The 20409-nt window shown below is 70.9% G+C and carries 20 protein-coding genes and 1 pseudogene; 8 read left to right on the top strand and 13 right to left on the bottom strand.

Features of this window, described 5'->3' with window-relative positions:
- Window positions 1–181: 181 nt before the first annotated feature.
- The 7 genes and pseudogenes from ACIRP2_RS11640 to ACIRP2_RS11610 form a co-directional block, all read right to left on the bottom strand.
- The gene (locus ACIRP2_RS11640) at window positions 182–1780 is read right to left on the bottom strand and encodes a dipeptide ABC transporter ATP-binding protein (RefSeq protein WP_404248877.1); all 1599 of its coding nucleotides are present in this window, start codon (window positions 1778–1780) and stop codon (window positions 182–184) included.
- The gene (locus tag ACIRP2_RS11635) at window positions 1777–2766 is read right to left on the bottom strand and encodes an ABC transporter permease (RefSeq protein WP_404248875.1); all 990 of its coding nucleotides are present in this window, start codon (window positions 2764–2766) and stop codon (window positions 1777–1779) included. The genes ACIRP2_RS11640 and ACIRP2_RS11635 overlap by 4 nt, the downstream gene beginning before the upstream one ends.
- Window positions 2763–3752, bottom strand: coding sequence for an ABC transporter permease (locus ACIRP2_RS11630; protein ID WP_404248873.1), 990 nt, complete (start codon window positions 3750–3752; stop codon window positions 2763–2765). Before ACIRP2_RS11630 ends, ACIRP2_RS11635 begins: the two co-directional genes overlap by 4 nt.
- Window positions 3749–5475, bottom strand: a pseudogene (locus tag ACIRP2_RS11625) (ABC transporter substrate-binding protein). The gene ACIRP2_RS11630 and the pseudogene ACIRP2_RS11625 overlap by 4 nt, the downstream one beginning before the upstream one ends.
- 231 nt (window positions 5476–5706) lie before the next feature.
- Window positions 5707–5802: an Ms4533A family Cys-rich leader peptide gene (locus tag ACIRP2_RS11620; protein WP_404248871.1), complete on the bottom strand. Its 96-nt coding sequence runs from the start codon at window positions 5800–5802 to the stop codon at window positions 5707–5709.
- A 167-nt stretch (window positions 5803–5969) separates the two neighbouring features.
- Window positions 5970–7214, bottom strand: a complete 1245-nt coding sequence (locus ACIRP2_RS11615; protein ID WP_404248869.1) for a DUF3152 domain-containing protein — start codon at window positions 7212–7214, stop codon at window positions 5970–5972.
- A gap of 8 nt (window positions 7215–7222) precedes the next feature.
- Entirely contained in the window at window positions 7223–8188 is a 966-nt protein-coding gene (locus tag ACIRP2_RS11610; RefSeq protein ID WP_404248867.1) for an alpha/beta fold hydrolase, read from the bottom strand.
- 109 nt (window positions 8189–8297) lie between these two features.
- Here ACIRP2_RS11610 and ACIRP2_RS11605 point away from each other — a divergent pair, with 109 nt between their 5' ends.
- From ACIRP2_RS11605 to ACIRP2_RS11590, 4 genes are all read left to right on the top strand, one after another.
- The gene (locus tag ACIRP2_RS11605; protein ID WP_404248865.1) at window positions 8298–8513 is read left to right on the top strand and encodes a hypothetical protein; all 216 of its coding nucleotides are present in this window, start codon (window positions 8298–8300) and stop codon (window positions 8511–8513) included.
- Window positions 8514–8681: 168 nt separating this feature from the next.
- Window positions 8682–9323 (top strand): TetR/AcrR family transcriptional regulator, encoded by a 642-nt coding sequence (locus tag ACIRP2_RS11600; RefSeq protein WP_239227244.1) that lies wholly within the window; start codon window positions 8682–8684, stop codon window positions 9321–9323.
- A gap of 142 nt (window positions 9324–9465) precedes the next feature.
- Window positions 9466–9693, top strand: a complete 228-nt coding sequence (locus ACIRP2_RS11595; protein WP_189273568.1) for a DUF3107 domain-containing protein — start codon at window positions 9466–9468, stop codon at window positions 9691–9693.
- A 236-nt stretch (window positions 9694–9929) separates the two neighbouring features.
- Window positions 9930–10199, top strand: a complete 270-nt coding sequence (locus tag ACIRP2_RS11590; RefSeq protein ID WP_376282874.1) for a hypothetical protein — start codon at window positions 9930–9932, stop codon at window positions 10197–10199.
- Between the two features lie 51 nt (window positions 10200–10250).
- On the opposite strand, the gene ACIRP2_RS11585 is transcribed toward ACIRP2_RS11590, so the two are convergent.
- Window positions 10251–10985 carry a ferritin-like fold-containing protein gene (locus ACIRP2_RS11585; RefSeq protein ID WP_327273067.1) on the bottom strand — a complete coding sequence of 245 codons (735 nt, stop codon included), beginning with the start codon at window positions 10983–10985 and terminating at the stop codon, window positions 10251–10253.
- A 485-nt stretch (window positions 10986–11470) separates the two neighbouring features.
- Here ACIRP2_RS11585 and ACIRP2_RS11580 point away from each other — a divergent pair, with 485 nt between their 5' ends.
- Entirely contained in the window at window positions 11471–13294 is a 1824-nt protein-coding gene (locus ACIRP2_RS11580; RefSeq protein ID WP_404248862.1) for a DEAD/DEAH box helicase, read from the top strand.
- A 162-nt stretch (window positions 13295–13456) separates the two neighbouring features.
- On the top strand, window positions 13457–14305 hold the full coding sequence (locus ACIRP2_RS11575; RefSeq protein ID WP_404248860.1) for an alpha/beta fold hydrolase: 849 nt from the start codon (window positions 13457–13459) through the stop codon (window positions 14303–14305).
- A 52-nt stretch (window positions 14306–14357) separates the two neighbouring features.
- On the opposite strand, the gene ACIRP2_RS11570 is transcribed toward ACIRP2_RS11575, so the two are convergent.
- Entirely contained in the window at window positions 14358–15245 is an 888-nt protein-coding gene (locus ACIRP2_RS11570; RefSeq protein ID WP_404248858.1) for an NYN domain-containing protein, read from the bottom strand.
- 221 nt (window positions 15246–15466) lie between these two features.
- Between ACIRP2_RS11570 and ACIRP2_RS11565 the strand changes: the two genes are divergently transcribed.
- A complete protein-coding gene (locus tag ACIRP2_RS11565; RefSeq protein WP_015611185.1) occupies window positions 15467–15619 on the top strand; it encodes a hypothetical protein in 153 nt (50 codons plus the stop codon).
- 77 nt (window positions 15620–15696) lie between these two features.
- On the opposite strand, the gene ACIRP2_RS11560 is transcribed toward ACIRP2_RS11565, so the two are convergent.
- From ACIRP2_RS11560 to ACIRP2_RS11550, 3 genes are all read right to left on the bottom strand, one after another.
- Window positions 15697–16302, bottom strand: a complete 606-nt coding sequence (locus ACIRP2_RS11560; protein WP_389794313.1) for a MarC family protein — start codon at window positions 16300–16302, stop codon at window positions 15697–15699.
- Window positions 16303–16479: 177 nt separating this feature from the next.
- Window positions 16480–17346 (bottom strand): PHP domain-containing protein, encoded by an 867-nt coding sequence (locus ACIRP2_RS11555; RefSeq protein ID WP_404248855.1) that lies wholly within the window; start codon window positions 17344–17346, stop codon window positions 16480–16482.
- 140 nt (window positions 17347–17486) lie between these two features.
- Window positions 17487–18140 carry a DUF6758 family protein gene (locus tag ACIRP2_RS11550; protein WP_404248853.1) on the bottom strand — a complete coding sequence of 218 codons (654 nt, stop codon included), beginning with the start codon at window positions 18138–18140 and terminating at the stop codon, window positions 17487–17489.
- Window positions 18141–18296: 156 nt separating this feature from the next.
- On the opposite strand from ACIRP2_RS11550, the gene ACIRP2_RS11545 reads away from it, so the two are divergent.
- Window positions 18297–19529, top strand: coding sequence for an MFS transporter (locus tag ACIRP2_RS11545; RefSeq protein WP_404248851.1), 1233 nt, complete (start codon window positions 18297–18299; stop codon window positions 19527–19529).
- Window positions 19530–19624: 95 nt separating this feature from the next.
- On the opposite strand, the gene ACIRP2_RS11540 is transcribed toward ACIRP2_RS11545, so the two are convergent.
- The gene (locus ACIRP2_RS11540) at window positions 19625–20257 is read right to left on the bottom strand and encodes a suppressor of fused domain protein (protein WP_404248849.1); all 633 of its coding nucleotides are present in this window, start codon (window positions 20255–20257) and stop codon (window positions 19625–19627) included.
- Between the last annotated feature and the right edge of the window lie 152 nt (window positions 20258–20409).

The raw sequence follows: 20409 nt of genomic DNA, 5'->3' as shown, positions 1-20409 counted from the left end.
CCATACCCCGTGGGGGGGGGCGGCCGGCGGCCACCACAAACCCGCGGGGCCGCGCAGCGCGCGTCCGGGTGGGGGCCGGTGCGCGCGACCGCCCCCCCCCCCACCGAAAGGGGTGAACCGTCGTAACTTTCCCGCTCCAGCGGCGTTCGGTCGCGCTATGGGAGCGATCGGTCACCGGGAGTCAGGCTGCGGCCAGCTCCTTGCGGGCCGCGCGACGGACCGCCGCGAGCGCCGGGTCGAGCGCGGGAACGGCGGCCAGCAGCTGCTTGGTGTACGGGTCCCGGGGATCCTGGTACACGCGGTCCACCTCGCCCTCCTCGACGGTCCGGCCCCGCCGCACGACGGCGACCCGGTCGCTGACCTGTCGCACGACGGCGAGGTCGTGTGCGATGAAGACCAGCGCCAGACCGAGCTCCCGCTGCAACTGCGCGAGCAGGGCGATCACCTGGGCCTGGGTGGTGACGTCGAGCGCGGAGACGGCCTCGTCACAGACGATCAGCTCCGGCTCGGCGGCCAGCGCCCGCGCGATCCCGACGCGCTGACGCTGTCCGCCGCTGAACTCGTGCGGACAGCGGTCGTACTGCGCGGGGTCGAGCCCGACCCGCTCCAGCAGATCCCGCACCCGTGCCCGGATCACGGCCTCGTCGCGCTCCCCGGCCGCCCGCAGCGGATCGGCGACCGATTCGCCGATCGAGCGGCGCGGGTTGAGCGAGGAGACGGGGTCCTGGAAGACCATCTGCACCCGGGCCCTGCGGGTGAGGAGCCCGGAGGTGGGCTCCAGCAGTCCGACGAGCATCCGCCCGAGGGTGGTCTTCCCGCTGCCGCTCTCACCGACGACGCCGAGGGTCTCACCGCGGCGGACGGTGAGCGAGACACCGTCGACGGCGGCGAGGGCGGACGCACCCCTGCCGAACACCTGCCGCACGTCGACGGCTTCGACGAGCACCTCGCCGTCCGCGGGTGCCGGGCTCTCCCCGGTGGCCTCGGGGCGGTCCCGGACCCTCGGCTCCGCCACTCTCAAAACCGCCGACAGCAGCGCCCGTGTGTACGGTTCGCGCGGTGCCACGAGCACCTCGCCCACCGGCCCCCGTTCCACCGCCCGCCCCGACTGCATGACCAGCACCTCGTCGACCGATTCGGCCGCCACTCCCACGTCGTGCGTGACCAGCAGCAGCCCCATGCCCGTCTCGTGCCGCACCTGGTGCAGCAGGTCAAGGATCTGCGCCTGGACGGTGACGTCCAGGGCGGTCGTCGGCTCGTCGGCGATCAGCAGCCGGGGCTCGCAGGCCAGGGCCATGGCGATCAGCGCCCGCTGCCGCATCCCACCGGAGAACTCGTGCGGCCGGGAACGGGAACGCCGTGCCGCGTCGGGAATCCCGACCCGGTCCAGCACCTCGACGGCCCGAGCCCGCGCCGCCCGCCGGGAGACCCGGTTGTGCACCCGGTACACCTGGGCGATCTGGTCGCCCACCGCGTAGTAGGGATCCAACGAGGACAACGGATCCTGGAAGACCATGGCGGCCTTCGCACCCCGCAGGGTCCGTAGTTCCGCGTCGTCCGCCGCGGTCACGTCCATTCCGGCGACCCGGATCGAGCCGTCGACCCTGGCGCCGGTCCCCCTGTGCAGTCCGAGCAGGGCGTACGCCGAGGCGCTCTTGCCCGAGCCGGACTCGCCGACGACGCCGAGCGCGCCCCCGGCCTCCAGCGAGAACGACAGTTTCTCCACCGCCCGCACCTCACCGAACGAGATCGAGAGATCGGAGACCTCGACCAGGCTCATGCCAGCACCACCCTTCGGTCGGCCATCGCCTGCAGAATGTCCGCGACGGCATTGGCGAGAACGACGAAGAACCCGGTGACGAGCACCAGACCGACGACCACCGGAAGGTCCACGTGCTTCACGGCGTCGACGAGTTCGCGGCCGACCCCCGGAATCCCGAAGAGCGATTCGGTGAGTACGGCGCCGCCGAACATCGAGCCGATGTCCAGCGCGCCGAGCGCGATCACCGGCGCCAGCGCACCGCGCAGCGCGTGCCGCCCCACGAGCGCCCGTTCGCCGACCCCGTACGCCCTGAAGGTGCGCACATGGTCCTCGGCCAGGGTCTCCAGCATCGAGGCGCGGGTCATCCGGGCGTACGGGGCAGCGGAGACCAGCGCCAGCGAGATCCAGGGCAGCAGCAGGTTCCAGGCCCACTGCTCCGGGTTCTCGGTGAGCGGCACGTAGTCGGGGAACGGCAGGGTCTGGAGCGCCGTGACCAGGATGATGATCAGCAGCAGCCCGATGACGAAGACCGGCGTCGCCATGCCGGCCAGGGTGATCCCGGTGAGGATGCGCTCGGTCGGCCGGCCTCGCCGCCACACCGAGAGCAGCCCGGTCCCGACGCCGAGCAGCGTCCACAGCACGAAGGCGCCGAGGGCGAGCGAGGCGGTGGCCGGGAGCTTGGCCAGGATCAGCTCGGTGACCTGCTGGTCGCTCCGGTACGAGAGCCCCAGGCAGGGGGCCTGGCAGTGCAGCACCCCGGTTCCGGTCGAGTAGTCGCGTCCGGCGAAGAGCCCCTGGAGGAAGTGCGCGTACTGCACGTACAACGGGTCGCCCAGGTTCAGCTGTTCGCCGACCTGCGCCACCTGCGCGGGCGAGCAGCGCGGACCGCAGGCGATCTGCGCGACGTCGCCCGGGGCGACGTAGAAGGTCGCGTGGACGACGACGCTGAGCGCGAGCAGCACGAAGAGCGCCCCGCCGAGACGCCTGAGCAGGAACCACCTCATGCGTCGGCCTCCGTCTTCCGTCCGGTGCCGACCCGCAGCCGGGACTCGGCGCGCGGGTCGAGTGCGGTGCGTACGCCCTCGCCGAGGACGGTCAGCGCCAGCACGGTGACGAACAGCAGCAGGGCGGGGACCAGCAGATAGGTGGGTGCGGCCTGGTACCAGGTGTCCGCGTCGCTGAGCATCTGTCCCCAGGACGGCGTGGGCGGCTTGATGCCGACACCGAGGAAGGACAGCGCCGCTTCGACGACGATGTTGCCGGGGAAGAGCAGCACGGTGTACGTGATGACGGGCGCGGCCAGCGCGGGCAGCAGTTCGCGCCGGGCGACCTGCCAGGAGCCCCAGCAGCTGAGCCGGGCGGCAAAGACGTGGTCGAGCGATTTCAGCGCGAGCGTCCGGGCCCGCACGATCTTGGAGGTGCCGGACCAGCCGACCAGGCCGATGATCATGGCGATCAGGACCGGGCGGGGGAAGCCGGCGGGTACGACGGCGAGGGCGCCCAGCGCGATGACCATGACGGGCAGCGCCACCACGACGTCGGTGACCCGGCTGAGCACCTGGTCGACGAAGCGGTTGCCGAGCCCGGCCGCGAGGCCGATGCCGACCCCGACGACCACTTGGAGCAGGGTCGCGGCCAGCGCGACGCCGAGCGAGACCCGTGCCCCGTGGACGACGCGGGCGAACAGGTCGCGTCCGGTGAGCGGTTCGACGCCGAGCCAGTGCTCGGCGCTGATCCCGCCGAAGGGGCCGAGCGGTACCCCGCCGGTGGCGGAGTCGACGAGATCCGGGTGGTAGGTGGTGGGGTCCTGGCCCTCGACGGCCGCCAGCAGCGGTGCGGCCAGTGCGACCAGGACCAGCAGGGCGACAACGACGGCCGCCACGAGGGCCGCGCGCCGGGCGCGCAGCCGTCGCCAGAACGGATGGGCCCCGGAGGCGGGGGCCTCGACGGCCCCCGCCTCCTCGGCCGGTGGTGCTTCGGCCGTGGTCACTTGACCGCGACCTGCGAGATGTCGAGCACACCGGTCCAGTCACTGATGACGACGTTCTTGACGGACTCGCCGTACAGGCGCTTGTAGACCGGGTGGAACAGCGGCACGGTGAGCGCCTGCTCGCCGACCTTCTCGTCCAGCGCGCCCCAGCGCTTCGCGGCGGCGCCCAGGTCGGTCAGCTTGTTGATCGCGTCGATCTCCTTGTTGACCGCGGGGTCGTTCAGTTGGGCGGAGTTGAAGTTGTAGCCGGACTTGACGATCTGGCGCCCGTCGAAGACCGGTGCGAAGAACGGACCGCCGGACGGCCAGTCGGCACCCCAGCCGCCGAGGAAGAAGCCGGGCTCGCTCTTCACGTTGTAGACCGTGTCGGAGTAGTCGTTGCTCTCCAGGCCCTGGAGCCTGACCGTGATGCCCGCCTTCTTCAGCGCCTCCTGGAGCGCGGTGGCGATCTCCGGGCCGGTGGCGAAGTCCTTGTCGTCGGAGTGCGTGAGGGTGACGGTCAGCCCGCCCGGGTAGCCGGCCTCCTTGAGCAGTTCCCTGGCCTTGGCCGCGTTGCCGGACTTCCCTGCCGGGAAGTGGTCGTACGGGGTGTGGCCGAAGGCCTTCTGCTCGGGCAGGAAGGTGGTGGCGGGCTCGGCGAGCGAGGAGCCGCCGGCCGCGTTGACCACGGAGGAGCGGTCGACGGCGTACGAGATCGCCTGACGCACCTTCGGATTGTCGAAGGGCTTCACCTTCGGGTTGAAGGCGATGTAGTCGGTGTAGCCGAAGTGGCCGGTGCCGACACGGGCGGCGAGCTTCTTGTCGCCGGTGACCTTGGCGAGCTCGGACGGGCCGAGGTCGGTGTCGGTGGTGACGGCGGCGGCGTCGGCGCCCCGCGACGCGGACAGGCGCTGGTTGATGACGGCGGAGTCCAGCCCGGAGCGTACGTCGATCCGGTCGGGGTAGGCCTTGCGCTCCTCGTCGGTCGCCGCCGACCAGTGCGGATTGCGCTCCAGGACGAGGCGCTCTCCGTCACCCTCGTTCCTGACGACCTTGTACGGCCCCGAGGAGATCGGGTGCTCCTCGTACTTGGTCCCCGTGTCCTCGGCCTTCGGCACCGGGGTCGTCTGGGTCTGCGTGGCCAGGAAGGGGAACTCGCCCTCCGGCTTGTTGAGGTGGAAGACGATCGTCTTCGCGTCGGGCGTCTCGATCGAGTCGAGGCCCTTCTTGTCCTTGTACGGGCCCCGGTAGTCGGCCCCGCCGATCAGCCAGTCCCGCAGATAGGGCGCGCCGCCGGAGAGTTCGGCGGCGAAGGAGCGCTCGATGCCGTACTTGATGTGTCGGCGCTCGTGATCGCGGTGCCGTCCTCGTACTTCAGACCGTCCTTGAGGGTGTACGTCCACACGGTGGCGTTCTTGCTGGGCCTGCCCAGGTCGGTCGCCAGGTCGGGGACGACCTTCGCGCCGGCCGCGCCGGCCTCCCGGTTGCGGGTGGTGAGCGTGCGGAAGACGAGGGACGGGACATTGCCGCCGCCGGAGGTGTAGAGCCGAGCGGGGTCGAAGTCCGACTGCGGTTTGCTGTTGAGGACGGTGAGCGTGCCGCCCTTGTGGGGCGCGCCCGCCGCGCCGGTGTTGCCGTCGCTGTCCTTGCTGTCCTGGGGCCCGCAGGCCGCGGCACCCGCAGCCACGACGACTACTGCGGCGGTCGCTGCCACGCGGCGCGATATGAAGGACGGTTGACGCATCGGAAGGTGACCTCTCGGATGTACTGCCTGAAGAAATGAACGGGGGAATTTCCGTGCAGGCAGCAACGGGAGCGAGTGCACACAACCGGTCGACACATGGGAAGAAATGGCCGGAACTCACTGACACTGTCGCGCCTGCGGACGGAGTACGCCCGGAGCGCGGCAGTCAGGAACGGCCGTCCGAGGCCGGTTCAGGTCTCGGACGGGGGCCGACGCGCACTCGGGCAGGCGTCAGCAACAGTGGATGTCGGCGACGCTGTGCCCGGTCACGCCGATGAGCGCCAGCTCCATGGCGGCGCGCTCAAGGGTGACGAGGCTGCGTGACATGGCGAGAAATATGGATCGGCGTCCAGGGGATGTCAACGCGAAATGAGACACCCATCTCGATATGCGGACGAACTCCGGGCGTGACGGCCCCGGTCCCGCAGAAGACATGGAGGACGGCCCGGCCGAGGGGACGGCCCAAAACACCCCCGAGCCCCGCCCCCTCCGATTCAACTGGCCGGATACACCCAGGCGTTGGGCCGACACTTGATCCCGTCGATGTCCAGGGACTTGGTCTGCTGCTGCATCACCGGAGCGAGCGCCCCCTGCGTGCGACAACTCACATGGTTGTGGCCCAGCCGGTGACCGACCTCATGGTTGATCAGCATCTGGCGGTAGGCGAAGAGTTTGTCCGGACCGAACGTCGACGACCCCTGCGCCCAGCGGTAGGCGTTGATCATCACGCGTTCGGTCGCGGCGGAGTCGCACGAGACGTTGTCCACCGTCGTGTCCAGGCCCGACTTCCGGCACCAGTCCCCGGTGGTCCCGGGACTGGCCAGAGTGATCACGAAATCGGGGTCGCCGGTGGAGATCCGCTCGAACGTCATGGCGCCGTCGTGCGCCCAGCTGCGGTCGTCGTTGAGCGTCTCCTGGACGGCTCGGGCGAAGAGCGCCGCGTCGAGCCCGAGGTCCTTCTCGACATCGATGCGGTAGCGGTACTTGTGCCCCCGGCCCGGGGCCTTCGCCGAGCCCGGAACCGTCTCGAACTTCCCGGACCCGTGGAGCTTCGGCGCGAGCGGATAGGCCTTGGCCATCTTCTCCGCGTACGAAAGGGGCTTGACCTGCGCCGGCTTCGGGGTCGACCGGTCGTCCGAGCGGGATGCGCCCTCGGTGCCGTCCCGGTCGACACCCGCGGACCGCGCGGTATCGGCACCACCGTCGTCGCGGGCGACCTGTCCGGCCACGACCACCGCGAGCACGGTGGTCACCGCGGCGGCCGCGATGCCGGTGAACGTACGGCCCCTGGCGCCCTTGGCGGACGTCGATGCGCCGGTGTCACCGCTCGACGGCCGTTCGTCGTGCTCGCCGCCCGAACCGTCCGGATCGACCGGCGGGGCGGAAGGCCCCCGGGGCGCGGGCGGAGCGGGTGGCGCGTCGAAGGCCTCGACGAATTCGCGCCGCGGCCCGGGCACCGGCGACCGGACACCGGTCTGCTGTGCGCGCCGGGGCACCGTCCGCTGCGGGCCGGTCCCCCAGCCGCCGCCGGGTTCACGCTGTTCGGGGTGGCCGCCGCGGACATGGCCGGTCTGCTCGAACGGGGCGTGCCCGTCCGTACCGGCCGGCGCATCGGCCGACTTCCGACGCCGCCCGCTGCCGGGCCCCGGGCGGACGCCCTCTCGGCCGGCGCCCGCGTTCGCGAGGGCCTCGGTATCGCCCCCCGTGGTTGCGGGGCCCTTTCGGCTGTGTCGTCCCACGCCCCGGATCAGCTCCCGCCGAGTTCGTCGAGCAGATCCCGGAACGCCTGGGCGACCGCCTCCGGGTACTCCATCATCGCCACGTGCCCCGCATCGGGCAGTGTCAGCAGTCGCGAATCGCGGAAGGCCGCGGACGCCCTGCGTGCCATCCGGTACGAGACGAGCTGGTCCCGTCCGCCGTACACGAGCTGGGTCGGTGCGAGCACCCGCTCGGCCTGGCGCCACAGTCCATGCTGCCCGCCCAGCGTGTACGCGTCGACGATGCCACGCGCCGAGCGCGCCATCGCGTCCCAGAAGTACGGCAGTTCCAGCCGACGCTCCATTTCGGCCACCGCTTCGCGGAAGCCCGACTCGGAGACGCGCGCCGGATCGCCGTAACAGAGTGCCATGACACCGCGGGTGCGTTCTTCGGCGGTCCAGTCCCTGGTCATACGGGCGAACAACTTGGCGACACCCGGAACCGCGAGCAGTCCGGTCGGCGCGGCCGAACGCTGCACCCGGATCTCGGGCAGTGCGGGCGAGACGAGCGTGAGGGTGCGCACCAGGTCGGGGCGGACCGCGGCGACCCGGGTGGCCACGGCACCGCCGAGCGAGTTGCCGAAGAGATGGACCGGCCCGCGCTCCGCGGCGTCGAGGAGCCGGATCACGGCGCGGGCATGTCCGGTGACCGAGTAGTTGCCGTCGTCCGGCGGCGGCGAGTCCCCGAAACCGGGCAGGTCGACCGCCTCCCCGTCCACCAGGTCCTGGAGCAGCGGCATCAGCGCCGACCAGTTCTGGGAGGAGCCGCCGAGCCCGTGCACGTAGAGCGCGGGCGGCAGCCCGGTCCGCTCCGGCGGCCGGGTCCGGACGGTCAGCGTCAGACCGGGCAACGCGACGGAGCGCAACTCCTCGCCCTCCGCGACTCTGACGGTGCTCACCGTGGGGGCCACCGCGGCAGCGGCGGCGCGGACGCCCGGCAGCTCGGTCGAAGACATGCGGCAATGTTACGAGACGATCACACCACGGTTCATGTGTTCGCAGTCACAGACCGCATAGCGGCTCGCAGGGGTAGCTCCTAGGCTCGTAGCAAGGAAGGGAGTCACCATGACGGTCGACCCCAGCGACCCGGAGACCTTCGAGGACATCCAGCCCGACGAACCGGACCAGGAGACGCCCCGGGCGGACGCCGCCGAGCAGCGGACCGATCTCCAGCAACGGCGCGACGAACCGCTCACGAGCATCGACCGGGACAGCGCCAACGAGGCGGATGCGGTGGAACAGGCTCGTGTGGTCGCACAGGATGAAGACGATTACCGATGATTTGCCCCGCTTTGCCCTGGCGGTCGACGAATCTGCGGCTACCGCAGCCGTCCGGTCCGTGAAATTCTGCGTCCGCGCCGCGCGCACCCGGGTTACCCAAAAGTACGATGGCGGTACGGCGCAGCGTGCACGGAAAGGCTGTGTCCGATCACATATTTGGGAGGCGGCGTGACAGCCATCGAGCAGACCGAGGCGGCGCGTCCGCGAGGCACTCGACTGCCTCGCCGCGCCCGACGCAACCAGCTGCTGGGCGCCGCGCAGGAAGTATTCGTGGCGCAGGGTTACCACTCCGCGGCCATGGACGACATCGCGGAACGGGCCGGGGTCAGCAAGCCGGTGCTCTATCAGCACTTCCCGGGCAAGCTGGAGCTCTATCTGGCCCTGCTGGACCAGCACTGCGAGTCCTTGCTCCAGGCGGTCCGTACGGCACTGGCGTCGACGACCGACAACAAGCTCCGCGTCGCCGCGACGATGGACGCGTACTTCGCGTACGTGGAGGACGAGGGCGGCGCCTTCCGGCTGGTCTTCGAGTCGGACCTGACCAACGAGCCCGCGGTCCGCGAGCGCGTCGACCGGGTCTCCTTGCAGTGCGCGGAGGCGATCTCCGACGTCATCGCCGGGGACACCGGACTGTCCAAGGACGAGTCCATGCTGCTCGCGGTCGGCCTGGGCGGCGTCTCCCAGGTGGTCGCCCGCTACTGGCTCTCCAGCCGGTCCGCCATCCCGCGCGACACCGCGGTTCAGCTGCTCACCTCGCTGGCCTGGCGGGGCATCGCGGGCTTCCCGCTGCACGGCATCGAGCAGCACTGACGGCGGCGGCCGGGTCCGGCCGCCGCCCGTGTTCGCTGCGGGCGTTGCCCACCGGCCCCTGACGGCTCCCCTCAGCGGGCTAATGTGTGCTGCGTACGGCGCGGTTCACCGCGCAGGGACTGACCGTCGGAGGGACATAGCCGTGGAGGTCAAGATCGGGGTGCAGCACACGCCCCGGGAGATCGTTCTGGAGAGCGGGCTTTCCGCCGAAGAGGTCGAGAGCACGGTCGCCGAGGCTCTCACCGGTAAGGCGCAGCTGCTCAGCCTCACGGACGAGAAGGGCCGCAAGGTCCTGGTGCCGGCCGACCGGATCGCGTACGTGGAGATCGGCGAGCCCAGCACGCGCCGCGTGGGGTTCGGCACGCTGTAGGGCGACGCGCTCGACGCAGTGGTCGTGACAGCGGCCCGGTGGGGATCCCCCGCCGGGCCGCTGTCCGTTCCGGTCCGCGGGCGCTTTGCGGCCGGGTCCGTGCTCGCCGTCCGCGTTTCCGCCCGTCGGGGCGATTCCTGCGCGAACCCCGGATGAGGAGGGTTGCGTTCCGCCACCCTCGGGTAGTACCGCTAACGACCGTTTTACCCGCCCCGCAACACGCGAGGTGATCTTCTGTGATTCTGGAACCTCTCGGCTCCGTCGTGCTCGGACTCGCCCTGGCCTGGCTCGGGCTCCACTCGCTGTCCGACCGGCTCCCGTCCCGCCGTGCCGTGTTCACCACCGGCGCTCTGGGAGCCCTGTTCGGCGCGTTTCTCATGCACTCGGTGCTGGGACCGGGCCACTCGGTGGCCACGCTGGTCGGCGCGGCGCTGGTCGGGGCCGTGACACTCTCGCTGCTGATCCGCCCCCGAAGTCACCGTCTGAGCCGCTCAGCGGCGGCCTGAGAGCGTCCGGCACCCGTGCGGACGGACGCCGGACAGCCCCGGGTGAAGGTGCTAAGCGGCCAGGCCCAGCGCGGCCATCCGCTTGGTGTGCGCCTCGGTGATCCGCGAGAACATCCGTCCGACCTCCGCCAGATCGAACCCGTCCGCCACGCCGCCCACGAGCATCGTCGACAGCGCGTCACGGTCGGCCACCACCCGCTGCGCCTGCGAGAGCGCCTCGCCCATCAGCCGGCGCGCCCAGAGCGCGAGGCGGCCGCCCACACGCGGGTCGGCCTCGATCGCGGCGCGCACCTTCTCCACGGCGAAGTTTCCGTGTCCCGTGTCGTCGAGCACGGCGAGGACGAGGGAGCGGGTGTCCGAGTCGAGCCGGGCGGCGACCTCTCGGTAGAAGTCACTGGCGATCGAATCGCCGACGTAGGCCTTGACCAGCCCTTCCAGCCAGTCGGACGGAGCGGTCTGACGGTGGAAGTCGTCGAGCGCCTTGGCGAACGGCTCCATCGCGCCGGTCGGCTCCACCTCGATCGCGGTCAGCCGGTCCGTCAGCCGTTCGAAGTGATGGAATTCGGCGGAGGCCATCTTTGCCAGCTCCGCCTTGTCGGCCAGCGTCGGCGCGAGTTTGGCGTCCTCGGCGAGCCGCTCGAAGGCCGCCAGCTCCCCGTAAGCAAGTGCTCCCAGCAGATCCACGACCGCTGCGCGGTACTGCGGCTCCACGGACGCGGTGGCCCAGTCCTGGGCGGCGATTCCGGTGAGCACAGGGGCTTCGTTGGCATTGTCAGGCGTCTCCATGGAGCGCAGAATAGCCCGCCCGGCGGGGTACGGAAGGGCCTGGCCGACTAGTGACATCACACCGTTCCGATGAATTCGCCCAACACACATGCGCAAATCCGGGGTACAGTGGTATTGCGCCTACTGAGTATTTTGGATGTACGTACGGCGTGAACATTGGTGAAAACGAATGAGGATGCCCGGTCGGTGGCCCGATCGGCTCCGACCCGACAGCCCTCCGCGCGGGGCGTACGACTCGTACGCTCGCAGATGAGGGGCCCCCTCAGCGGCACGAGCGCTCGAGCGACGGCAGTGGTCCCGCGCCACCCGGCCCATCCACGGCCGGATGACCAACCCCGGCACGGTACGACCCCCAGCGTTCGCCTCGGACCGCGTCTCACAGAAGAGGCAGCACCCTGACTACGTTCCGAGAACTCGGGATTCTCCCCGAGACGGCCGAGGCACTTGAAGCCGTCGGCATCGTGTCCCCGTTCCCCATCCAGGAGATGACGCTCCCCGTCGCGCTCTCCGGTTCCGATGTCATCGGCCAGGCCAAGACCGGCACCGGCAAGACCCTCGGTTTCGGACTTCCGCTGCTGGAGCGCGTCACCGTCCTCGCGGACGTCGAGGCCGGCCGGGCCCGGCCGGAGCAGCTGACCGAGGCGCCGCAGGCGCTGGTCGTCGTCCCCACCCGCGAACTCTGCCAGCAGGTCACCAACGACCTGCTGACCGCCGGCAAGGTGCGTAACGTCCGCGTTCTCGCGATCTACGGCGGCCGGGCGTACGAGCCGCAGGTGGAGGCCCTGAAGAAGGGCGTCGACGTGATCGTCGGCACCCCGGGCCGACTGCTCGACCTGGCCGGACAGCGCAAGCTCGACCTCTCGCACGTCCGCGCGCTCGTGCTCGACGAGGCCGACGAGATGCTCGACCTCGGCTTCCTGCCCGACGTCGAGAAGATCATCACCATGCTTCCGGCGAAGCGCCAGACGATGCTCTTCTCGGCGACCATGCCCGGCGCCGTCATCGGTCTCGCACGCCGCTACATGTCGCAGCCGACACACATCCGCGCCACCTCGCCCGACGGCGAGGGCGCGACCGTCGCGAACATCTCGCAGCATGTCTTCCGGGCCCACTCGATGGACAAGCCGGAGATGGTCTCCCGCATCCTGCAGGCCAACGGCCGCGGACTCGCGATGATCTTCTGCCGCACGAAGCGCACGGCCGCCGACATCGCCGAGCAGCTGGAGAAGCGCGGTTTCGCTTCCGGCGCCGTCCACGGCGACCTCGGGCAGGGCGCGCGCGAGCAGGCGCTGCGCGCGTTCCGCAACGGCAAGGTGGACGTGCTCGTCTGCACCGACGTGGCGGCCCGCGGCATCGACGTCGAGGGTGTGACCCACGTCATCAACTACCAGTCGCCGGAGGACGAGAAGACGTACCTCCACCGCATCGGCCGGACCGGTCGGGCCGGTGCCAAGGGCATCGCGATCACGCTGGTCGACTGGGACGACATCCCGCGCTGGCAGCTGATCAACAAGGCGCTGGACCTGGACTTCAACGATCCGGTCGAGACGTACTCCACCTCGCCGCACCTCTTCGAGGAGCTCGACATCCCGGCCGGCACCAAGGGTGTCCTGCCGCGCGCCGAGCGGACCCGTGCGGGTCTGCGCGCCGAGGAGATCGAGGACCTCGGCGAGACGGGCGGCCGCGGCCGCAAGTCCTCCGCCGCCTCTGCGGCCCCCGCCGCCCGTGAGGAGCGTGCGCCGCGCACGCCGCGCCAGCGTCGTCGTACGCGAGGCGGTTCGGCCGTCCCCGCCGCCGGGGAGACCGCCGCCACCGCGACCGTGGTACCGGCGCCGTCCGCCGAGGTGACCGACGCCCCGTCCGAGCCGCGTACGCCGCGCCGTCGGCGCCGTACCCGCGTCGGGGCTGCGGACGTCGCGGCCGAGGCCGCGGTGACCACGGTCGAGACTCCGGCCGCCGGGGACGAGCCCGCGGCCGAGCCGCGCCGTCGCCGCACCCGGACCGCCGTCGTGAAGCCGGTGGCGGAGGAGGTCGACTTCCAGATCGCGCCCATCGCCGAGCCGGTGCCCGCGAAGACGGTGACCAAGCCGCGCCGCCGCACCCGTGTGGTCAAGCCGGCCGAGGACGAGGTCGACTTCCAGATCGCGCCCATCGCCGAGCCGGTGCCCGCGAAGACGCCGCGTCGCCGCACCCGTGCGGCCGCCAAGCCGAAGACGGAGGTCGTGGCGGAGGCCCCGGCCGCCGAGGGCGAGACGAAGCCGCGCAGGCGCCGGGCGCCGCGTGCGGCCGCCGCCAAGGCCGAGGGCTGAGCGAGCGGCACCGCCTCATCCGGGCTCGCCCCGGACCCCGCTCCTCCGCCGGCCGGAGGGGCCTGATTTCGCCGGACGGGCTTGAGGATCTCCTCAAGCCCGTCCGGCGTTCGAGGACCTGCCCTTCTGCCCGTCCGGCGCCGCAGGACATAACCTCGTCCCATGAGCCGGCCGCACACCTTCACCCCGCCCCCCTGCGCCCACGCCCACCAGCTCCGCACCGCGCGCGGGGACTTCGCCGTGCTGGACGCCCCGCCGCGCACCGCGCACCGCGGCACGGCCCTCCTGCTGCCCGGATACACGGGCAGCAAGGAGGACTTCATCGCACTGCTCGAACCGCTCTCCGCCGCCGGGTACCGGGTCGTCTCCGTGGACGGACGCGGGCAGTACGAGACCGAGGGTACGGACCGTCAGGAGCAGTACGCGCAGGGCGAGTTGGCCAGCGATGTACTGGCGCAGGCGGCGGCGCCCGACGTCGCCGGCGAGGGCACCGTACATCTGGTCGGGCATTCGCTCGGCGGGCAGATCGCCCGCGCCGCCGTGCTGCTCGACGCCTCGCCGTTCCGTTCGCTGACGCTCATGTCCTCCGGCCCCGCCCAGGTCGCCGAGGCCCAGCAGCTCAAGGTGAAGATGCTGAGCGACGCGCTCGCGACGCTGAGCATGGCCGAGGTGTGGGAGGCGATGCGCGCCCTCGACCCGCCCGAGGACGCGACGACCGACGGCGAGGCGCTGCGTCGGCGCTGGCTGCGCCATCGGCCCGCCCAGCTGATCGCCACCGGCCGTCAGCTGGCGACCGAACCGGACCGGGTGGCCGAACTCGCCGCCGTGGCGCTGCCGGTCCATGTGCTCTCCGGTGAGCGCGACGACACCTGGCCGGTACCGCTCCTCGACGAGATGGCCCGGCGACTGGGTGCGCACCGCACCCGGATCGCGGGCGCCGAGCACTCCCCCAACACGGACCGCCCCGAGCAGACGGCGGCCGCGCTCGTCTCCTTCTGGGAAAGCCTGTAGGCGCCACCGTCGGAACTCGAAGAGGCCGGTGGGCGGCGCCCGTCACCGGAACTCAGTACTGGGCCTGCAGGTGCTGCCAGAAGCCGTCACGCAGCGCCCGGCGCAGATGCGCGTGGCCGCGCAGCGAGTGCTGCAGCAGCCGCTCGGCCTCGACCAGCAGGTCCTGGTCGACCGAGCCCGGCAGATAGGGGTGTCCGGGCAGCAGATCGGCGAGGGACTCCCGGCCCCGGGCGGCCAGCCAGGCCGCGGCGATCTGCGCACCGACGAAGCGGACGTCTTCGCGCGAGGGCGCGGGGGTGTCCTCCTCGTAGGTGGTGACGGGGCGTCTGGTGACGTACGGGCGGCAGAAGTCCAGGTCGAAGGTGCGCTGGCTGTCGACCTCCCAGAGCAGCGGTTCGGCCTGATTGCGCCCCTCCCCGGCCTCGATGCCCCACAGGTGCACGCGGGCCCCGTACCCCTGCGCCGCCTCGACCGCGGACACCAGGTCCTCGTCGCCGCCGACGAGCGCCGCGTCGCTGATGGCGCGGTGCCGGGCGAGCGATTCGAGGTCGGTGCGGATGAGTGAGTCGACGCCCTTCTGCTGGTTGTTGGCATTGAGGTTGCCGAGTCTGACCTTGACGTCGGGGAGTTCGGCGATGGACTGCTGCTCGACGGTGTGAATGCGTCGCCTGGCTCCGTCGTACCAGTACACGCGCAGCAGTCTGCTGTCCGCGAAGATCGTGCGGGCCTTGTCGATGAAGGCCTCGATCAGCCCTTCCGCGTCGAGGTCGAAGGAGCGGCGGTCCTCGGTGCCGGTGACGAGCAGTCCGGCCGCGGCGTACACATAACCCGCGTCCACGAAGATCGCGTGGGTCGAGGGGGTCTTCGACACCTCGGCGAGCACGCGCTGGAGCAGCTCGTTGGTGCGGTCCAGGCGCTCGCCGATCTCTGCCGCGTTCATACGGGCCTCGTCGTGGACCTCGTCACCTGTGCGTGCTGGGTGACCTGCTGATACTTAGACATCCAAAAAATTTCCTTAGCGTAGGGAATGTTTGCCGGAGGCAAGCCGTTGTACACCTCGTGGAGCGCGGGACATCGCTGTCGAGCGCTCTCATCCTTGCGGACGGGTCATCCGTCCTCCCAGTAGTTCTCCAGCAGGAGGATCAGACGAAGGGAAGCCGTATGCGCTTCGAGATCATGCGACTCGACGATGTCGACGGTACCGCCGTGGACAGCACCGTCGTGGACGCCGCCTCCGTCAACCGGATCGTGCAGCAGGCCGCAGCCATGGGCCAGCGCATCTACATCCGCCCGGCCGAATCCTCGGCTTCGTAACGCACGACGACGTACAAAGACGAAGCGCCCCCGTACGGACGGTCCGTACGGGGGCGCTGTGGTGTCCGCAGGCGTCGTCAGGAGTTCTGGACGACCTGGGTGACCCCATTGATGATCTGCTGTACGGCGATGGCGGAGAGCATCATTCCGGCGAGCCTGGTCACCAGGACGACGCCGCCGTCCTTGATGACCCGGATGATCAGCAGCGAGTAACGCATGGTCAGCCAGAGCACGATGTGCATGGCGATGATCGCCGACCAGACCGATATCTGGCTCCCCACACTGTCGGCGTGCTGCACCGCCAGGATCACCGAGACGATCGCACCGGGCCCGGCGAGCAACGGCATGCCCAGCGGCACGAGCGCCACGTTGACGTCCTTCGTCTGCGTCGGCTCGTCGGTCTTGCCGGTGAGCAGATCGAGCGCGATCAGCAGCAGGAGAAGCCCGCCCGCGATCATCAGGGCGGGTACGGAGACATGCAGATAGTCGAGGATCTGCTGGCCGAGCACCCCGAAGACCGCGATCACGCCGAAGGCGACGGCCACGGCCTGCAGCGCCATCCTGCGCTGCATCTTGGCCGGGCGGCCCGCGGTGAGGGCGAGGAAGATCGGAGTGATTCCAGGGGGATCCATAATCACAAAAAGCGTGAGAAAAAGGGATCCGAAGACAGCGACGTCGAACACAGTGAGCCTTGCAGGAGGAGAACGAGAAACGGCCTGGAGGAGCGCACCTTGAAGCCGGGGCGGCGGCCCGGGGGCCGCGGGTGCGCGGTGGAATGCGGAAGAGGGACGGGCGGCGGTACGCGTCGGGCCGCCGGTGCCGGGCACGGGGCTTCGGCCCCGGCCGGGACGCGTGCGGCGTTACACGGGGCGGGGTCCGCCCGCGCCCGGCACCGGGAAGGCTCCCGTGGCGCGCCGGGTGATCTCGCCGTAGATCTCGGGGTCGGTGGTGCACTCGCCGAGTGCGACGGTCTTGCGCGTGCCGTGGTAGTCGCTGGAGCCGGTCGTCAGCAGCCCCAGCTCCCGGGCGAGCCCGCGGAGCCTGGCCCTGGTCGGTTCGTCGTGGTCCATGTGATCGACCTCGATGCCGTCGAGACCCGCGGCGGCGAGCTTCGCGATCGACGACTCGGGAACCACCTCACCGCGCTTGACGGCGAGCGGGTGGGCGAAGACGGTGACGCCGCCGGCGGCCTTGACCAGCCGGATCGCGTCGAAGGGATCGAGTTCGTGCTTCTCGGCGTACGCGCGTCCGCCGTTGGCGAGCCACTCGGGAGTGAAGGCGTCGGAGACGGTCTCGACGACGCCGAGTTCGACGAGCGCGGTGGCGATGTGCGGTCGGCCGACCGATCCGTCCCCGGCGATCCTGGCGACCCGCTCCCATTCGATCGGCACGCCGAGCGCCCGGAGCCTGCTCACCATGGTCCGCGCACGCGGCACCCGGTCGTCCCGCACGAGCTCGCGTGCGCGCGCCAGCTCGGGCTCGTCGGGGTCGAAGAGGTACGCCAGCAGGTGCAGGCTCACGCCGTCGATCCGGCAGGAGAGCTCGGCCCCGGTGACGAGGGTGAGCCCGTCCGGAAGGGCGGCGATCGCCTCGGCATGACCGCGCACGGTGTCGTGGTCGGTGAGGGCGACGACGTCGAGGCCCGCGGCGGCGGCGTTGCGCACCAGCTCGGCGGGGGTGTCCGTGCCGTCCGACGCGGCGGAGTGGGTGTGCAGGTCGATGCGCACGACGCGTACTCCAGTGCTCGGGGCCGGACAGGGGGACGTTCAAGGATAACCGGCGTCCGGGCACCACCCGGCCGGGCTCCGTCCGCCCCGACCGGCACTGCCACCGGCGGACTGCGCCGCCCCTCGAAGCCCGCCCGGGATCAGGCGGACGGCCCCCGGTCGAGCAGGCGCGGGGTGAGCGCCCCGCACGGCACGAGGTCCATCTCTCCCCCGGCCTCGCGCAGATCGGCGAGCACCAGCTCGTCGTACATCAGCAGCCCCGACTGCTCGGGCCAGACGATCGCCCAGAGCCAGAGCCCGCGCGCCTCGCCCGCGAAGACCGCGCGGTCCTCGGGAGCGCCCTTGACGTGCCAGAGCGGAGTGGGACGTCCGGCAGCGAGCATCTTGACGTCCGGCGGGCCGTCGACATCCAGATGCACCCCGGGATCGGGGCCGTCGATCCCGGCGTAGCGCGCCCCGAGTCCGACGCCGAGCTCCTCGGTGACGAGCAGCAGCTCGCCGATGCCGCCGACGGGGCCGGGGCCGGAGCAGGCGACGACGGTGGCGCGGCCGCCGCTGCGCTCGTCACCGGCGCTCGCCACGCCCGTGAACAGCCAGCCCACCGGCAGCGGCCAGGGCATCCACACCGGCACCCGGGCACGGCCCACGACCACGCCCAGCGCCTCGACGCTCGGCGGGACGACCGGTTGCAGCGGTTGCACACTGCCGTGCAGAGAGCACTGCCAGGTGTCGGCAAAGAGACCGGGCGCCCTGACCCGGCCTCCACACTTCGGGCAACTGGGTTCGCCCCTCATAGCGACCAACGGTCCTCCAGGTCCGCCGCCGCGTCAAGGATGATCACCCGTCCGTAGCGTGGCCCTCACCTGCGGAATTAGATGTAACTTGCACTCATTAGTTCCTCTAACTTATTCTGTGCATAACACAACGATCTAGTGGAGAGCGAGAAGACCATGCGGGGAGAGGATCCGTTCGATCAGGGAGCGGGCAGCATCCTGCGCCAGCCGAAGGCCGTCTGGGCCACGGCGGGCGCCTCTGTCGTCGCGTTCATGGGAATCGGCCTGGTGGACCCGATCCTGCCGTCCATCGCCAAGGGCCTGGAGGCGACACCGAGCCAGGTGTCCCTGCTCTTCACCTCGTACTTCCTGATCACCGCCGTGGCGATGCTCGTCACCGGCTTCGTCTCCAGCCGGATCGGCGGCCGCAAGACGCTGCTGGCCGGCCTCGCGCTCGTCGTCGTCTTCGCCGCACTCTCCGGCACCTCGTCGTCCGTCGCCGAACTCGTCGGCTTCCGGGCCGGCTGGGGCCTGGGCAACGCGCTCTTCGTCTCGACCGCGCTCGCCGTGATCGTCGGTGCGGCGGCCGGTGGCAGCGCGGCGGCGATCCTGCTCTACGAGTCCGCGCTCGGCCTCGGCATGGCCTGCGGTCCCCTGCTCGGCGCCCTGCTCGGCGATGCCAGCTGGCGCTACCCGTTCTTCGGCACGGCCGCGCTGATGGCGATCGGCTTCATCTGCATCACGCTGTTCCTGAAGGAACAGCCCAGGCCCGCAGGCAGGACGTCGCTTCTCGACCCGATCAAGGCGCTCGGCCACGGCGGCCTGGCCTCCGTCGCCACCTCGGCGTTCTTCTACAACTACGCGTTCTTCACGATCCTGGCGTTCACCCCGTTCGTGCTCGACATGACGCCGTACAAGTCGGGTGCGGTCTTCTTCGCCTGGGGTCTGCTGCTCGCGGTCTTCTCGGTGCTCGTCGCCCCGCGGCTGCAGAAGCGCTTCGGATCGTTGAAGGTGCTCGGTGCCTCGCTGGTGCTGCTCGCCGCCGACCTCCTGGTCCTGGGGTACGGCGACCACACCGCCGCCATCGTCTGCACGATCGTCTCCGGCGCCTTCATCGGCATGAACAACACCGTGTACACGGAGCTGGCGCTCGGCGTCTCGGACGCACCGCGCCCGGTGGCGAGCGCGGGATACAACTTCGTCCGCTGGTTCGCCGCGGCCGCCGCCCCGTACCTCGCCCCGAAGATCGAGGAGTGGAGCGACATCCACATCCCCTTCGTGGTCGCCGCGGTCACCGCTGTGGTCGGTGCGATCGTCGTCTGGGTCCGGCGTACGGCGCTGACCCACGACGCGGAGGAACTGGAGCCGAAGCACGCCACCGAGGACGGCGTCACGGTCTTCGCCGACTGACCACGGCGCCTGCCCGCTCCCCCGTTCCGCCCCGCCCGCGGCTCCCCCTCCTGGCCGCGCGGCGGGGCTTCCCCGTGCCCGGCATGACGTACGTCTCAGTCCAGGTCGACGGAGGCGCGGAGCGGATCACGCAGATCCGTACCGTGCGACAGCCACCGCTCCTGGAGTTCCTGCGCACCCCGCACCCGCTTCCACGCGGCCTCGTTGTGCGTCATCGGCAGCAACGGCAGGAACCGCACCGGATCCATGGGGCCGCCCGCGTCCGGACCACCGTCGCGCCCCGGGCCGCCGGGCGCGGGCTCATTCGGATCCAGGTCCTCGACCAGCCCGCCCGGCTCGGCGACCAGTACGGAGCTGAACGGCGCCCCCGGCCACAGCGGTTCACCGACGTCCAGCGAGGCGCCGGGCGCCACGATCAGCCCCTCGACCTGCGGGGAGGCCGCCAGCACGGCCAGCGGGCGCAACACCTTGTCGGTGTCGGCGAGCCCCGCGCGCACGGAGAGGATCAGCTCGGCGCGCGGCCCCTTGACCGGGTCCGCGAGGGTCGCGGTCGGATCGGTCATCGGCTGCGCGGACATGCCGAGCGTGGCGTAGCGCACCACGTCGCCGTCGACGAATCGGAGCACCTCGATGCGGTCCGTGCCGAGAAACGTCACTGCGGCGCGGGCGTCCGGTTCGCCGAGGGCCGTCAACAGCCGCGCCTCGACCAGAGCAAGAATTTCTCCCATCCCGCGAGCATAGGACGCGTATGGAACGGGCAAAGTAAAGGATTGACCCTCGGACGGCTGATAGTCTTGGCCGCTGGTCGGGGCAGCACGCAGAAGCGTCGCTCTCAGCCCCGGCGACACGTCATCCCCCACGGGGGACCGGCCGGAGGAGG

The organism is Streptomyces sp. NPDC101194 (assembly GCF_044767885.1).
Classification (GTDB): domain Bacteria; phylum Actinomycetota; class Actinomycetes; order Streptomycetales; family Streptomycetaceae; genus Streptomyces.
The sequence above is the reverse complement of the archived record's forward strand: the minus strand, read 5'-3'. Positions and strand labels throughout refer to the sequence as shown.